Genomic DNA, 15607 nt, shown 5'->3' with positions numbered 1-15607 from the left:
AATCAGTGACCTCCCTGGTTGGCGGGGTTGTTTGGCTTGTCGTTGCCGTATTCAAACGGCACATGGGTGGCCGAAAACGGCCGTGCCGGACGTTCTGCTTCATGCTCGTCTTCATCGTGCTTGTCTTCCAGCCCCACATACAGCACCCGCATCAGGTAATAGACGCCTGCAGAGAACACCAGAGCGTACACCACGATATAGCCGATGAGCGTGAACAACGCCATGCCACCGGTCAGAGAGGGCGTGACGGACTCAGCCTGAGTCATCATCCCATAAACCAGCCACGGAGCCCGACCCACCTCGGTGACGAACCAGCCGGTGAGCACGGCAATGAACGGTGCAATGCTCATGAACCGCAAACCCTGCAGGTACCAGCCGGTACGCCAGTAACGACCGCCGGAACGGAGCACCAGGCCGGTTACCGCAAACAGAATCATCAACATGCCAAGACCGACCATGATCCGGAAAGACCAGAACACAATCGCAACCGGAGGCTGCTCCTCAACTGCCACCTCATTCAGACCCGGTACTTCACCGTCCCACTCGTGGGTCAGAATGAAGCTGGCCAGACTGGGAATCGCAATCTCGAACCGGTTGGTCTGGTTTTCCTGATCCGGAATTGCAAACAGCAACAACGGCACATGGCGGGACGTTTCCCAGTTACCCTCCATCGCCGCGACCTTCATAGGCTGGTGTTCCAGGGTGTTCAGGCCGTGGAAATCGCCCACTACTGCCTGGGCCGGCGCAATAAACAACAACAGCCAAAGACACATGGACAGTGCCTTGCGGTTAGCCTCGACCTCCCTGCCTTTGAGCAGGTACCAGGCACTGACCCCGGCAACCACAAAACTACCGGTCAGGAATGACGCCAACCCCATATGCAGAAACCGGTAGGGGAAGGAGGGGTTGAAAATAGCCTCACTCCAGGACGTTACATAGAACACGCCATCCCGAAGTTCCGTACCGGCCGGGGTCTGCATCCAGCTGTTGGCTGACAGTATCCAGAACGATGAAATGAACGTACCGGTGGCAACCATGATCGCGGCAAACAGGTGAACCCCGGCTGGAACCTTGTCACGCCCGAACAGCAGTACACCCAGGAAAGCCGCTTCCAGGAAGAAAGCGGTGATCACCTCATAGCTCAGAATCGGGCCGAGATAGTTGGCGGATGCCTGAGCAAAGTTGCTCCAGTTGGTACCGAATTGGAATGACATCACGATACCGGAGACCACTCCCATACCGAAGACCACGGCAAAGACCTTGGTCCAGAATGCCGAGAGCTTTTCCCAGATCGGGTTTCGGGTTTTAAAGGCAAGGCCTTCCAGTACGGCTATGAAGGAGGCAAGCCCGATGGTAAACACCGGGAAAATGGCGTGAAATGACACCACAAACGCGAACTGAATTCGCGATAGGATGAGAGGATCTAGTTCCATGGGAACCCTCCGGTAACTACCCACACGTTACAAAAACGGGCAAAGCGCACCCGTTCGGCCGCTGCCTGAGCTCATGTTGTAAAGTTGTTATTACCGGCAGATGCGGGTCATGCTACTAAAAACAGGACCCTAACCAATAGGACAGAATTCATTGTCCTTGATCTAAAACAAGTATGGTGAACCCCATGAGCTTTTACGAAGACAAAATACTGCCTCATATCATAGACCGGGCATGCTCCGTCGGCCAGGTGATGAAGCTGCGTAGTCAGGTGGTGCCAAACGCCAGGGGCGTCGTGCTGGAAGTCGGCATGGGGTCAGCCATCAACCTTGAGTTCTACAACCCGGACAATGTCACCCTGGTCTACGGGCTGGAGCCCTCCGAAGGCATGCGCCGTAAAGCCCGGGGGAACCTTGGCCGGTCACCGGTAAAAGTGGAATGGCTGGACCTGCCGGGAGAGAAAATCCCGCTGCCCGATGACAGCGTGGACACCGTTCTGCTGACGTTTACCCTGTGCACCATCCCGGACTGGCAGGCCGCGCTGGAGCAGATGAAGCGGGTACTCAGACCCGGTGGAGAATTGCTGTTCCTGGAACACGGTGAGTCCTGTGACCAGGGCGTTCGCAAGTGGCAACATCGAATTACCCCGACCTGGAAGAAATTGGCCGGCGGCTGCCACCTGAACCGTCCGATAGCGGACCTGCTCAGGGAGGCGGGGTTCAACATCCTGGAGCTGGAGAACCTCTACGTACCGAAAACCCCGAAGATCGCAGGCTATATCTACAAGGGCAGGGCTGCTAAACCGGTGTGATCTTTCTTCGCCAGGTCAAGCGGTTGTAAAACAACCAGCAGAAACCCGAAGACGCAATTGGAATTGCGTTAGCCCACACGGCCTTATACAATTCTGCCCCTCAAAACCTCCCTCCGAATGCCCGGATGGTGAAATTGGTAGACACAAGAGACTTAAAATCTCTCGACCTCACGGTCGTGCCGGTTCGATTCCGGCTCCGGGCACCATATAAATCAATAAGTTAAATTGAAGCTCTTAGTCTGCGCTCAATCCATAAATTGAAATGTAGACATAATGTAGACAGTTTTTGATTGCAAATTTCGTCAATTTTGTTTATTCGTATTACCTCTTTTGGACGGGGCAGGGAACGGATGCCAGCAAATGTCAGATTTCGATAAAGCCATCGAGTTTGCGCAAGAGTGTGTGTCAAAGACACCTGTAGTTCTTCTTGGTAGCGGGGCTTCAGCAGCGCATGGAATCCCAGGAATGTGGCCTCTAGGGGCGCATATCAAAGAAAACCCGCCCAAAGGTATGTCCCCTGAAGATGCGCAAGGCTGGAACCAGTTTAGCGAATCGCTTGATCAGCTTGACCTTGAGTCAGCGTTGACCAAGACAAGATTGTCCGAACACCTTACAGACCACATTGTCCATTCAACTCGTTCCTTCCTGTTTCCTCACGATCACGATGTGTTCTTGAGAGCAATATCCGAAAGAGAATCACTGCCCCTATCAAGGCTTTATCACTTCCTGTTTCAGAGTACTCATCAAACCATCCATGTGGTTACTCCGAACTATGACCGCATTGCGGAGTATGCTTCCGACCTAGCGGGGTATTCCTATTTCACTGGGTTTGAATACGGATACATTAATCGAAGAGCCAGAGACGAAAATATGAGGGTTCATCAGGCTGGTAGAGCTGTACGGACAGTCTGTATCTGGAAGGTTCATGGCTCCTTTGATTGGTTTAAAGATAGGGATGACCAAGTTTTCTTCTTTCCAAACTGCTGGGAGACACCTGAGGGGTATACACCCGTTATGATTACCCCTGGCGTCGACAAATTTCGTAGGGGGTATCAGGAACCTTTCAGGACCATTATTGGGGCTGCTGATAGTGCGATTGATGCGGCTAGGTCTTATCTCTGCATAGGGTTCGGATTTAATGATGAGCATCTGCAGACGAAGTTAGTTGAGAGATGCCGGGGTAATAATACCCCCACTGTAATAATCACCAAGGAGCTTACGGATACTGCCAAGGATTTCCTGTTCAAAGGTAAGTGTCGTCAGTTCTTGGCAATGGAAGAATGTGAGGGGGGCACGATGATCTACACGCATTTCGCCCCCGACGGGTTTCATCTACCCGATCAAAGTCTTTGGCAACTAGATAAATTTCTCGATGTCACGATTGGAGCTTGAACGTGAGCATTTTTGATTATGAAGATCATGAAGCGCTAGGGAAGGTCATCTCCGTAGATACTGCAACGGTCGTGGTGCAAGTGGACGATGTTGAATCTCTCCGTCGACTGCAAGTTAACCGACTAGCTGTTCTCCAAAGCAGTCTTGCTGGTCAGCATTTGATTGGGGTAATTCAAAAAATTACCAGAACCGCCATAGAAACCAAGCTTGAAGAATCTGAGCCTGACAACATGGGAGTCGAAGAGGCGTTGCCCGAAGTAAACATGCTTCGCGTGTCGCTAATCGGTACCTTGATAGACGTCATGGGTACTCAGCGTGATGTGTTCCGACGTACCTTGGAAACAGTGCCTGAAATTGACGCCAATTGTTTTTCTCTCGAGGGCGAGCGTTTGACTAAATTCATGCAGGTGATTTCTTCGGTTAGTGGAGATGGCCAACGTCTTTCCTTGGGAAATTACACTTTAGACCAAGACGCTGAAGCGTTCTTGAATGGAAACAAGCTTTTTCAACGTCACGCTGTAGTGGTTGGCAGTACCGGCTCAGGTAAATCTTGGACTACAGCCAGAATGCTTGAGCAAGTCGCAGACCTGTCTAATGCCAACGCTATTGTATTTGACATCCATGGAGAATATCGGTCCCTGACCAGCGAGGGGTTCAAACATCTAAGGGTCGCTGGACCAGGTGATATTGAAGAGCAACGAGGACTACGCGATGGGGTAATTCACTTACCCTATTGGTTACTAAGTTATGAGGCACTACTGTCGATGTTTGTCGACAGGACTGACCAAAATGCGCCGAACCAGGCCATGGTCATGTCTCGAGCCATTGTTGAGGCCAAGAAAGCGTATCTGGAATCTGGTAATCACAAAGATGTATTGGCGAACTTTACCATTGATAGCCCAATTCCCTTCAAAATCGAAGATGTCAAGAATCAGCTAGAGGAGCTTAACGATGAGATGGTCAAAGGCTCCAGCGGTAAACCTATAAAAGGTGATTTCAACGGAAAGCTCAGTCGTTTGATACAGCGTTTTGCTAGTAAAACGGAGGATCGGCGTCTTGGTTTCTTGTTCCCGAGTGGCGAAGAGTCTTTGGCATTTGAGTGGCTGGACCAGCTCGTCGGTTTGTTGATGGGTGGAAGGGCAGCACAGAAGGAAGATAAGGGAGGCGTTAAAGTCGTTGACTTCTCTGAGGTGCCGTCGGATATCCTCCCCCTTATTCTCGGAATGGTTGCGCGCCTAATATTTTCAATTCAGCAATGGCAAACGTTTGAGAGTCGGCATCCCATTGCTCTTTTTTGTGACGAGGCCCACCTTTATATTCCACAAGATATCAATTCCAGCGCGACTGATAACTCGGTGAAAATTTTTGAGAGAGTGGCTAAAGAAGGCAGGAAATATGGTGTTGGGCTGGTTGTTATCAGTCAAAGGCCGGCCGAGCTGAACAGAACAGTGGTCAGTCAGTGCAGCAACGTTGTGGCAATGAGGCTCACTAACGGAGAAGACCAGTCGGTCGTTAAACGCCTTTTACCGGACTCTCTAGGCAGCTTTGGAGACCTCTTGCCGGTATTGGATACAGGTGAGGCACTTGTGGTGGGAGATGCGACGCTGCTCCCTACACGAATTCGGGTTGCCAAGCCTATCAATGAACCTGTGAGCGCCACCATACCATTTTGGGATTGTTGGTCAGGCAGTGATGCTGAGAACGACTTACCCACAGCGGTTAGTTCTTGGCGTAAGCAGTCGCTGAAGAACTAAAGGCGCTATCTTTATTTTCCATCTTGATGCGAACTCGGCGCCAGAGTTGCAGGACGGACACCTCTCGACCCTCGGGGGGCTTTTCGTTTCGGGCGCCGAGCAAAAATCTTTTCAAGTAGTTAGCCTTCTTTCGTTAGCTCTAGTGATTTGCTTTTTCTGTAATGTAAAAAACACCAGTATTTCGAGCTGATTCGTTCGCAAGCATTTATAACAAAGGAGTAGACATGACCAGTCCAGCGGAAAAGACGACAAAACTTCAGGAATTCGTTGACTGGGTGGACCGTCATATAAAGGGTGACGAAAAAGGCGAAGCACAGGTTTATCTAGATCGGATGTTTCAGGCTTTTGGCTGGCCAGGCCTGAAAGAAGCAGGAGCAACTTGTGAAGAGCGCGTAAAAAAAACGAATGGCGGAACGTCTTTTGCCGACCTAGTTTGGAAGCCTGTGATTGTCATAGAAATGAAGAAAAGAGGCGAAGACCTCTCAAAGCATTACGCCCAAGCTTTCAATTACTGGACTAGGTTGGTACCAAACCGTCCGCGATACGCAATGCTTTGTAATTTTGACGAATTTTGGGTCTATGATTTCGAGACCCAGCTCGATACACCCGTTGATAAGGTTAGGCTACAAGATTTAGCGAATCACTATGGACCTCTTAATTTTCTTTTTCCAGGTGATAACAAACCAGTATTCGGTAACCATCAAGAGACGGTGACGCGAAACGCCGCCGATCAACTTGCGGCTTGTTTTAATTCCCTTATCTCCCGAGGCGTTGAGCGATCAGCCGCTCAACGCTTCATCTTGCAAATTCTCATGGCACTGTTTGCGGAGGATATTGGCCTTCTTGACAAATATTTTGTAACTCAATTGCTTGAAGAAATTAAAACACCACAAGACGCCCATGATCTTTTGGGTGGTCTCTTTCATGCAATGAATACTGAAGGGGGCATGAAAGGTGGGCGCTATAAAGGCGTTCAGTACTTTAATGGAGGATTATTTTCGACTCCGGCGTACGTTGAGTTAACACTAGAGGAAGTGGAACTCCTGAGAGAAGCGGCTCAATTCGATTGGTCTAAGGTTCGCCCAGAAATTTTCGGCACTATTTTTGAACACTCTCTTGGAAAAGAGGAGCGGCATGCGCGAGGTGCTCACTTTACCAGTGCCGTCGATATCATGAAGGTGATAGGTCCAACAATTATTGAACCGTGGACCAAGGAAATCGAATCTGCCAGTACATTAGGTCGACTGAAACAATTGCTAGTTAGAATTGAAAACTTCACTGTTTTAGATCCTGCCTGTGGGAGTGGAAACTTTTTGTATATTGCTTATCGAGAGCTCAAGAGACTTGAAGCAAAAATATATGAAAAAATGGCGACTGAGTACAAAAGTGTTGATCCTCGGCAACGACCTTTTGGATTCCTCTCTTCTCGGAATTTTTTCGGGATAGATATAAACCCTTTCGCAGTTGATATTGCAAAAGTCACTATGATGCTAGCTCATAAATTGAGTATTGATGAGCTTCATATAAACGAGTCAGCACTCCCGCTCGATAACTTGGATTCCAACTTTCGCGTTGGTGATGCGCTTATAAATAATGATGGTAGTAAAGCAGACTGGGTTAAAACTGATACTATTATCGGAAATCCTCCATTTTTGGGCGCAAAAAAACTTAAGCCAGAACTCGGCTCTGATTATGTTTCTTTGATTAGGGCTGCATACCCAGAAGTGCCGGGGATGTCCGATTTTTGCGTGTATTGGTTCAGGAAGGCACATGACTACTTAGATAATTGCACCAAAGATGATGTTTTTTCAGGCCGTGCTGGATTGGTAGGGACACAGAATATACGCAATAACGCATCAAGAAAGGGCGGGCTTGAATACATTTCGGCAACTGGCACTATTGTCGAGGCTGTTGATAACCAGCCTTGGTCTGGAGAGGCCAATGTGCACGTGGCAATCGTTAACTGGGTTAAGAGTCAGGAAAACTCTCTGCTACCGAAAAAAAGAAAGCTGTGGTTTGCGACAACTCCGCCGGCTACCGGCATTCGGCGGCCCCGCGGTTCAGGTTCCGCAGCGAAAATTTACGAACTGGATATGCGGGAGGTGCCGTTTATCAACTCCTCCCTCTCTCATGAGGTTGATGTATCAGGAGCCTCTCAACTATCAGTAAACAAAGGCTTTTGCTACACCGGCCAGTACCCTAGGTACAATAAGGGTTTTGTCCTTTCTCTTAAGCAGGGCTCGGATATGCTTGGAGCTTCCTCGAAAAATAGTGACGTTATCCATCTCTTCGCGGGCGGTAAAGAACTTCTGAAAAATTGTAAAGCGCATAGATATGTGATTGATTTCCAGCTCAGGTCTGTAGTCGAATCTCAAGCATATCGACTGCCATTTGCCCACGTTAAAGCTAAGGTTCTTCCCTATGTGGAAAGACTGGCGCAGGATGAGCAACAGAAAACCGGCAAAGTTACCGGTCAAGATCAGGGATGGTTAAACACTTGGTGGCATCATTTTCGACCGCGTTCAGAGCTAATAGGGAAAATCTCGGAATTAAACCGTTATTTAGTCTGTTCTCGAGTCACTAAACGTCCTATTTTCATGTTCGTCACCTCTGTCATTCGTCCCAGCGATGCACTCTCTTGCTTCGTCCTTGACGATGACTACAGTTTTGGAATTCTTCAGTCAAAAGCTCACTATGCGTGGTTCCATGCAAAATGTTCACACATGAAGTCGGATCCTCGTTATACGTCGGACTCAGTTTTCGCCACCTTCCCGTGGCCCCAAAGTCCTTCTGAGCAAGATGTCAGAGCTGTAGCTGAGGCTGCCAAAGAAGTTCGACAGATTCGACAAAGCTCCGCCAACAATAACGTTAACCTTCAAGAACTTTATCGGACACTGGATTTGCCAGGAAAGAGCCCGTTGAAGGACGCGCATGAAAAGCTAGATGCTGCCGTATTGCAGGCTTACGGATTCGCCGCAAAGCGAGATCTCTTGCAGCAATTATTGGATCTTAATGTCCTTTGCTCGCAGGAGATTTCAGCTGGTCGGACTCCAGCCGGTCCAGGTATTCCCTTATCAGTCTCAAATCCAGACAGCCTAATCTCCGATGACTTCATAGGGCTGTAGGTGGAGTACAGTTATTGACAGAACTCCAAGGTGGCGGGTGAACCTCGTCACTCAGTTTCTCCCAGGTATAGGCGGTATCGTCGGGCAATGCGGCGACCTCCGCTTCTGTCGGTTCCCGGACCTGGGTTAGTTGCTTCAGGCGGTCCAGCCAGGAGGAACCGAGGTTATTCTCATGTTTGGACTTCTTCGGTCGTTTTATCTCCCAGCGCAGCGCCCTCGTTATCCAATACTTGCCTTGGGCAAACAGACCAAACAGCTTGCCTTTAGCGGGTTCGCCGTACTGATTAACCGGGCTATCCAGGTACTCTCCGGTTTCGTGATCGAACTCCAGCCATTTAGCGGTTCTGATGGGCTGATCAGCTCGCTTGGCACAGGGGCCATTCATAGCCTCGATAAATCCCGCCCAATCGCTTTTATCCGCTGCTTGCCGGGCTTTCTCGACGATCTCATCACCGGCATGGTCCAGGCGTCGAAGCTCTCGCCAGACCGTCACAGGTGGCCCGCCAATCTGTTGGAACTGGCGGATACCGTGAATACTTGCCCACGCACGAACACGGGCGGCAACGTCTTTGGTGCGATTGCCATACCAGTCCTCGGCATCCTCGCCGTTTTCCTGAAACTCGCCGTCGATGTTCTTGCAAATGTACTTAACGATGTAGCCGGTCGCTGACCCTCGGTCGTAATCAATATCCACCGCTTCGAACCTGGCTTCTTGTGCCCCCGGTTCGTCGCCATCCTCAACCAGTGCATAGTCCCGCATAATCTCCACCAGGCGTGCTTTGCGGTTAGGCTCAACAAACAGCATCAAGTGCCAATGCGGGGTTCCGTCATGGTGGGGTTCAACGATCCGTAACCCATAGGTTCGGGTTCCCTCTCGGTCTAGCTGGGCACGAATACGAGCCCAGATCGAATTCAGGTAGACCTGGGCTTCGCTGGGGGTCGATCCGTTGTATTTGGGGTTCGGCTGACCGCTCACCTTGACCGGATGGTATTTGCTGGGTGTGGTGATAGTGAGAAATACCCCGGCATGACCCAAGTCCTGGGCGATCTTCTCAAACCCGGAGGCACGAACAATCAACTCTGACCGTCGAACGAACGGATTACTGACCGATAGGGCAGACAGCTCAGCGAGGGTGTATTCCTGGCATTGATCGTTCACCGCGATCATTTCTTCTAACAGGGAACGGTTACGGGTTAGCTGTTCCTTATGGAGCTTTAACCCCCAGTCGGACACATAGACGCCTTTTTGCTTGGAAACGAGGCCGTACTCACGGGCTACGCTGTCGAGTACCCGTTTCTGTTCTTTTCGGATAAGTCGCCGCCACCAGATTTCGTTTTTGGTCCGCTCAATGCAGCCTTGATCGGTCTGACTTTTTGGCAGATCGAAGGAATACCGGGCCAGGAGTTTGCTGATGGCTTTCAATGCTTGGGAGACGTCTGTAATGCGGGCGTTCGTTTCGCCGCAGGTTCTTGCCTTGGACCGGGCGAAGTCCTTTAGCTGGGCATCGTCCAGCGTAAACTTCAGGTCGCGGCGCTGTAGCTTGGACTCCAAATCTTCCAGGGCCATTTCCAACGCAATGCACCCCCGGTCCAGACCTATTAGATACAGGTGGGGTTCGAGCTTGGGGAATACCTGGGGGAACCGTTTACAGAATCGGGTTACCGCCTGTCGAGTTTGGCGGGTTCCGATGGTGTATAACCGGCCTTGGGTCCGGTAGAACCGAAAATGCTTTTGGTCTGAGGGCGTCACTTAACCCTCCGGTGACGGTCTGGGACCGTTAACTTATAGGTTGGGTGACAGTCAGTTTTGACGGTTAGAGCAAACGGTTGTGACCAACTGCGGACCGAACCCAGACCTATAGGTTCGGTCTGTAGGGTACGTACCTGACCGAAACCCCTTGGTATGACTGAGGGGAACCTATAGGGGGAGGGGGACCGATACCTATTAGGATTAGGCCCCTTATCCGAGCGTTCGGGCTGGAATGATGGAACCATCACGCCACCTGGGACGTTGAAAGGCGAACCTGCTTTTCGATGTAACTGTTTAGGTCGCTAAGACGGTAGCGAACGGTTCGGCTACCCACCTTGATAAAGGGGATACGAGCACCGGCCCAGCGGTCACGTTCAAGAAAGGCTTTGCTTACGCCCAGGTAGTCGGCGGCTTCTTTGGTGTTAAAGAGTGAGCTGGTCATTTTGTACCTCTGCCTGTGTTTTCAAAGTCAGGGGTACTGTGCCTTGGTGGGTGTACTTGGAATATTCGGTATAAGATGAACCTATATGGTTTAAGCTTAAACCTTAACTAATCACTGGTGAGAATAGCCCTATGGTTCTGGTTGTCGCCGCCATGGCTGCATTATGGATTGCGCTAACCCAGTCCTGGCGCTTGAACACGAATCTGGCGCAGTTCGTATTGGTATACCGCGTTAACAAGCGTGGTGATTTGTCTCCCAAGTATTCACCGTGCGTGTTCCTTGTCCGAGGAGCGCCTTCGTTCGTGGATGGGTTTTGTCATTTAGAAGCTGACTCTGGCGGAGTGTATGTAGCATCTTGGGCTATGCCTTACCTTTACGTGCCTTGGGATGACCTCGAAATAGCAGGGGAGAAAAGAATTTTTTTGAGGAAGTACCAGGAAGTCCGAGTTACCCAGATACCCGGTTTCTCATGGTGCGTGCCGCCCACAAGGCTGAATATCGAAAAGCATGCGGCCAAATAAGCCGCACGCCCAAAAGGTGGGTCTAATCCTTTTTTCTGCCTTGACGCTTATCCTCAGGTCGAGGATCAAGGTCTTTAATCCAGTTCCTCACGGTATTGGGATCAGAATAGAACCTACCCCCACCGTATTCGCGGATCGCTTGGTGATCAATAACGGCTACTTGGCTCATTTCAGGGTCATTAGCCCAGAGAACCTTGGCAATCTCTCTGCAAAGCAAACGGTGTTGCTGAGCATTGATAAGACGGCTCCAAAATCGGTCCGCCTCGTCTTGTTTGATTTTTCCTGTCCCCGGCAGTTCGACAGTATCGGAGCCGTCTTCGCTATTGAACTGTTCCCGCTCCGATTTGGTAAACCAGAAAGCGGGAAGGTCTAATTCCTTTTCCCTGCAAAAATCTCTGATAGCTCCCCGGTCCAGGTGAATACTTTCAAGCTTCTCTTTATCGAAGACACGGCCCCTAAAGCATTTATCCAGTCCATCAACGACTGCGTTATGTTTGCTGCACCATCGGTCTTGTTGCTCGAAATAGTCTTCTCGGAGCTCTGTTAGCCAAAGATCCTCGTTTTCTAGATCTTCCGGCTTTTCGGCCTGTGACATGAAGGCTTCAAAGGATATAAAGTTCTGCTCATCCTTCAGTTGCACACCGCTTTTCTTAAGGACCGGCAGGAAATGGCGAATCTGCATATTGGTGATCACCCGGAGCAAATCTTGAACCGGTAGGGGAAGGGCTTGAGGGTCAGACGTATTAGGGTCCACGTCATGCCAGCGGTGGGCAATTTCCCAAATACTCAGATGGTCGAAGTCCATTAACATTGTTACTGCTGCTCCATTTGTTCGGATACCTGATCTACGGTCAGCTCCGCTTTGGTGAGAAAGAAATCGGTTATCTTCTGCATGGGCACCCTCAGACGCTCAACGTCAAAGATGATGTAACCCTCGGTCACGTCATTCGGGTCTTTGTGGTTGATCAGGCGTTTTAGGGCATAGGCGGGAATGTCCAGCCGCTCGGCAGCGGTGATAAAGGTTCGCCGCAAATCGTGCAGGGTGAATGTCACCCCTGATAGCTTGGTCACTCGGGCAATGGCCGTTCTGGGTTCTGACAGGTGGCCCCGTTCGGCATCGCTGGGGAACACAAACGGGCTCGACCGTTCTTCATGCCGCCGTGTTAACAGACCTTCTATTGCATCACTGAACGGTAGCCGGTGAACCCGGTTATTCTTGGTCTCGGTGATGGTCAGGGTTTTCTCTTTAAAGTCGATCTGGTCCCAGGTGAGGGTAGCCGCTTCGGTACGCCGTAGTCCGGTCAACAGTACCAAATGTAGGTAATCCCGCGTGGTCTGGTTGTTAAGCTGCATGGTGGCGTCGTACCAGGGCTTTAGCTGGTGATCCTTGATCAGCGTTTGCCGCCGCTCCACCTTGTACCAGGCCCGCTGATGGCTGAGCACGTCTACCGGGTTTGCAATGAGAAACGGCTTGCCGGAGGCGTCTTGATAACGCTGTAAGGCGTGATTGAAGATCGCCCGTAGAATCCGCATCCCGTTATCCGCTCGGGCAGGACTGCGGGCTCCGTATTCGGCGTGGCGGCTGATGACCATATCGCGGGATATGTCGCTCAGGGCTTTGGTCTGCCAGTCCTTGAACATTTCGCCCATGGAACGGCTGTAGTCATTAAGGGTGTTCGGTTTCAGGTTCTTCCGGGTAGCCAGGTAATCCTGAAAAGCGTCACTGAGAGTGATGCGCTTCGCCCGTTTTTCCTGAACTTCACGGATGGGGTCTATTCCGGTAGCGACTTTGCCCAAGAACTTTTGTGCTTCCTTACGAGCCTGCTCAACGGTCAGGTTGCCGTACCGGCCTAGGGTCTTCCGTTTTACCCGGCCATCGACTCGTTTTTCCACAATGAACGATTTTGCGCCACCACTGGTTACACGTAGCCCGAAACCGGCAATGACCGAATCCCGATAAAAGGCCTGGCTGGATTTCCCATCCGGGCCTGTTTTTGGGATGGTCACTTTATCAACAAAGCTCTTGGTGATCCTCAAGGGTAGGGCTCCACTCGAATTCGTCAGAAAGTCCCTTGTGCCTTCATGTAGACACTATGTAGACAAAATCGGTCAAATTCTAGCGGATTTCTTCAAACAACAGCAAGCAACGATTTCTAGAAAAGCTCATTAACTAACTGTTTTATAGTGCTTATTAAAACATCGTCCAATCTCTTCAAAGAAGGGCGCAAATAACTTAAAATCTCTCGGCCGCAAGGCCGTGCCGGTTCGATTCCGGCTCCGGGCACCATTAAAATCAAAATATGAGAGGCTCTGAGCCCTGTGGGGCAGGTGCCACGTGCACTACACTAGTTGGCGAGCGATAATACGGTTCCAGTTTCTTGAGTACACTCGTCGCGTGCCCTCAAAGGCATCAAGTTCCGCGTCGAGATAAAAATTCTTCTCGTCACACGTCAGTGTGGTTCGGGTGACCGTTTTGATGTGCCAATTTCCACGCCGGTAAGCCCTGGTGCTCAGAGTTTCCCCCCTGGCAGAGCTAAAGTCGTCAGCATGGTAGCTGTACCACTCGTTTACGCAGTGTTCGATCGTCAGATCCACGTCTTCCAGATAGTAAATCCCGTTGTCATTTATGACTTCCAGTGTCGAAATGTCCCGATCCAGTTCGCGAATGACTCGCCAGTCGTGTCGACCTTTACGGAACTGCTTTTTCCTCCCGCTGGCCGTCATTTCGGCATCCGGGAATCGAATATTCTCGTCTCGCGGAGACCGCACTGGCAGTGCCAGACGGCAGCCCCGGGTATGTATTTTTAACTGTGTTGATTTTGGGGGGGGCCAAGCTAGAGGAAAGTATGAGGTCGAGATGGCAATACGAATTCGATGTCCGCGAGGGAGGGTCTGGGCGATACCATTCAACTGAACCCGGTTTCGATATCGTTGAGCTGGTGTTAACGGTTCCGGTGACGCATGACTAATATGATGAGTCAGGTTGAGCAAGCCATAAGAAATTCTTGTGACTTTGTTGTCAGGGCGCATGTCAGATAACCGTACCGCAATCATGGCTACTGGCTGTGACGCCGAGAGTTCCAGATCAACGATGGGAGCGCCCAGAATTTCAAGCGCTTCCTCCAGAGGTTCCGATGTAAAGGTCAAGGCGCCCCCATCTTCTTCCCGCTGATCATGGGGCAGATCCGGCGTATTGCTGTAAGAACACCACTTTCCGGCGAACAATCCATTGCTCAGCGGGGATTGCAGCGTCAGTTCCACGTCCTCGGAGTCTTCGTTTGTCTCAACAAGTCGGTAGGGTGAAAAGTTGTAGATCCGCTCCTGCCTGCTCTTCGGTGGCCAGACCCCTTCGCTTATCCATCGCCCGTAACGTTGATGGTACGACGTTGACGGGGCCATGCTATCCAGCATCCAGACCCTTAACATTGGCTCGTCCCTGATGCCGGTTTCTTTTCCCTTGAGCCATTGCTCCCACCATCGCAGACATTCCTGCAGGAAGCCTATAGCAGGCCCCGGGACACCGATGTGAGGGTATTTGTGGCTCCAGGGGCCGATCAGTCCGATACGCTCCCCGGGTAATTCTTCCAATAACCGAAAGACTGCGTTGGAGTAACCGTCCGCCCATCCACTAACTGCCATCACCGGGATCTTAACTGCGGAAAAGTCCTCACAGATCGAGCCATGCCGCCAGTAAGCGTCCCGATGCTGATGTTGTAGCCAGGTTTCCAACCACAAACCACTATTTTCTAGCCGCTGAAACCACATCTCGCGCCAGCGGCCACCAACGATTTCAGGGTCAGGAGGCAAGGAATTGTAGGAAAACATGGTAGATGCCCAGGACAGGTTGTCACCCAGCAAGCAGCCACCCATGTAGTGGACATCATCGGCGTAGCGGTCATCGGTGGAGCAAACGCTGACAACAGCCCTTAGCTGAGGCGGTTGCATAGCGGCTATCTGCAGTCCGTTGAATCCGCCCCATGAAATGCCGATCATTCCAATTTCGCCGCTGCACCAAGGTTGCTCCTCAAGCCAGTCCAGGACCGCCACACCGTCGTCCAGTTCCTGCTGCAGGTACTCATCTGTCAAGATGCCTTCCGAGTCGCCACTGCCGCGAATGTCTACCCGAATACAGGCATAACCATGGCCCGCAAAATAGGGGTGCATAGTCTCATCACGCAATCTTGATCCATCCCGTTTCCGGTAGGGAATGTACTCGAATATTGCAGGAACCGGAACGTTATACGCACTCTCGGGTATCCATAGACGCGCGGCAAGCCGTGTGCCGTCATGCATTGGAATCCATTGATGTTCAATATGGCGGACTTGCTCGGGAAGATTGTCGACGATTTTCATGGTGTGGTTCCTGTCGCCGAGGCGTTGT

10 protein-coding genes and 1 tRNA gene are annotated in these 15607 nt (G+C 51.0%); 5 read left to right on the top strand and 6 right to left on the bottom strand.

What is annotated here, in order from left to right:
* Nucleotides 1-2: 2 nt before the first annotated feature.
* Entirely contained in the window at nt 3-1433 is a 1431-nt protein-coding gene (locus EHN06_RS10535; RefSeq protein WP_127332543.1) for a cytochrome ubiquinol oxidase subunit I, read from the bottom strand.
* 185 nt (nt 1434-1618) lie between these two features.
* Here EHN06_RS10535 and EHN06_RS10530 point away from each other — a divergent pair, with 185 nt between their 5' ends.
* The 5 genes from EHN06_RS10530 to EHN06_RS10510 all read left to right on the top strand — a co-directional run bounded on the left by EHN06_RS10530 (nt 1619) and on the right by EHN06_RS10510 (nt 8513).
* On the top strand, nt 1619-2242 hold the full coding sequence (locus EHN06_RS10530; protein WP_127332542.1) for a class I SAM-dependent methyltransferase: 624 nt from the start codon (nt 1619-1621) through the stop codon (nt 2240-2242).
* 119 nt (nt 2243-2361) lie between these two features.
* A tRNA-Leu gene (locus tag EHN06_RS10525) sits at nt 2362-2448 on the top strand.
* Nucleotides 2449-2602: 154 nt separating this feature from the next.
* On the top strand, nt 2603-3634 hold the full coding sequence (locus tag EHN06_RS10520) for an SIR2 family protein (RefSeq protein ID WP_127332541.1): 1032 nt from the start codon (nt 2603-2605) through the stop codon (nt 3632-3634).
* A 2-nt stretch (nt 3635-3636) separates the two neighbouring features.
* Nucleotides 3637-5388, top strand: a complete 1752-nt coding sequence (locus EHN06_RS10515) for an ATP-binding protein (RefSeq protein WP_127332540.1) — start codon at nt 3637-3639, stop codon at nt 5386-5388.
* A gap of 224 nt (nt 5389-5612) precedes the next feature.
* Nucleotides 5613-8513 carry a DNA methyltransferase gene (locus tag EHN06_RS10510; protein ID WP_127332539.1) on the top strand — a complete coding sequence of 967 codons (2901 nt, stop codon included), beginning with the start codon at nt 5613-5615 and terminating at the stop codon, nt 8511-8513.
* On the opposite strand, the gene EHN06_RS10505 is transcribed toward EHN06_RS10510, so the two are convergent.
* The 5 genes from EHN06_RS10505 to EHN06_RS10485 form a co-directional block, all read right to left on the bottom strand.
* Complete coding sequence (locus EHN06_RS10505; RefSeq protein WP_127332538.1) at nt 8500-10263, bottom strand: replication endonuclease; 1764 nt, start codon at nt 10261-10263, stop codon at nt 8500-8502. The genes EHN06_RS10510 and EHN06_RS10505 overlap by 14 nt on opposite strands.
* Nucleotides 10264-10507: 244 nt before the next feature.
* The gene (locus EHN06_RS10500) at nt 10508-10705 is read right to left on the bottom strand and encodes a helix-turn-helix transcriptional regulator (RefSeq protein ID WP_127332537.1); all 198 of its coding nucleotides are present in this window, start codon (nt 10703-10705) and stop codon (nt 10508-10510) included.
* A gap of 543 nt (nt 10706-11248) precedes the next feature.
* Nucleotides 11249-12031: a hypothetical protein gene (locus tag EHN06_RS10495; protein WP_127332536.1), complete on the bottom strand. Its 783-nt coding sequence runs from the start codon at nt 12029-12031 to the stop codon at nt 11249-11251.
* Between the two features lie 8 nt (nt 12032-12039).
* Nucleotides 12040-13233 carry a tyrosine-type recombinase/integrase gene (locus EHN06_RS10490; protein WP_265936889.1) on the bottom strand — a complete coding sequence of 398 codons (1194 nt, stop codon included), beginning with the start codon at nt 13231-13233 and terminating at the stop codon, nt 12040-12042.
* Between the two features lie 333 nt (nt 13234-13566).
* Entirely contained in the window at nt 13567-15579 is a 2013-nt protein-coding gene (locus tag EHN06_RS10485) for a CocE/NonD family hydrolase (RefSeq protein WP_127332534.1), read from the bottom strand.
* Between the last annotated feature and the right edge of the window lie 28 nt (nt 15580-15607).

The organism is Marinobacter sp. NP-4(2019) (assembly GCF_003994855.1).
GTDB lineage: Bacteria > Pseudomonadota > Gammaproteobacteria > Pseudomonadales > Oleiphilaceae > Marinobacter.
This window is presented reverse-complemented; position numbering and strand designations above follow the sequence as displayed.

What these genes read in the sequence shown, in the direction of transcription:
- EHN06_RS10485 (WP_127332534.1), bottom strand. Translation starts at nt 15,579, where the DNA reads ATGAAAATCGTCGACAATCTTCCCGAGCAAGTCCGCCATATTGAACAT.
- EHN06_RS10520 (WP_127332541.1), top strand. Translation starts at nt 2,603, where the DNA reads ATGTCAGATTTCGATAAAGCCATCGAGTTTGCGCAAGAGTGTGTGTCA.
- EHN06_RS10530 (WP_127332542.1), top strand. Translation starts at nt 1,619, where the DNA reads ATGAGCTTTTACGAAGACAAAATACTGCCTCATATCATAGACCGGGCA.
- EHN06_RS10510 (WP_127332539.1), top strand. Translation starts at nt 5,613, where the DNA reads ATGACCAGTCCAGCGGAAAAGACGACAAAACTTCAGGAATTCGTTGAC.
- EHN06_RS10500 (WP_127332537.1), bottom strand. Translation starts at nt 10,705, where the DNA reads ATGACCAGCTCACTCTTTAACACCAAAGAAGCCGCCGACTACCTGGGC.
- EHN06_RS10535 (WP_127332543.1), bottom strand. Translation starts at nt 1,433, where the DNA reads ATGGAACTAGATCCTCTCATCCTATCGCGAATTCAGTTCGCGTTTGTG.
- EHN06_RS10495 (WP_127332536.1), bottom strand. Translation starts at nt 12,031, where the DNA reads ATGGACTTCGACCATCTGAGTATTTGGGAAATTGCCCACCGCTGGCAT.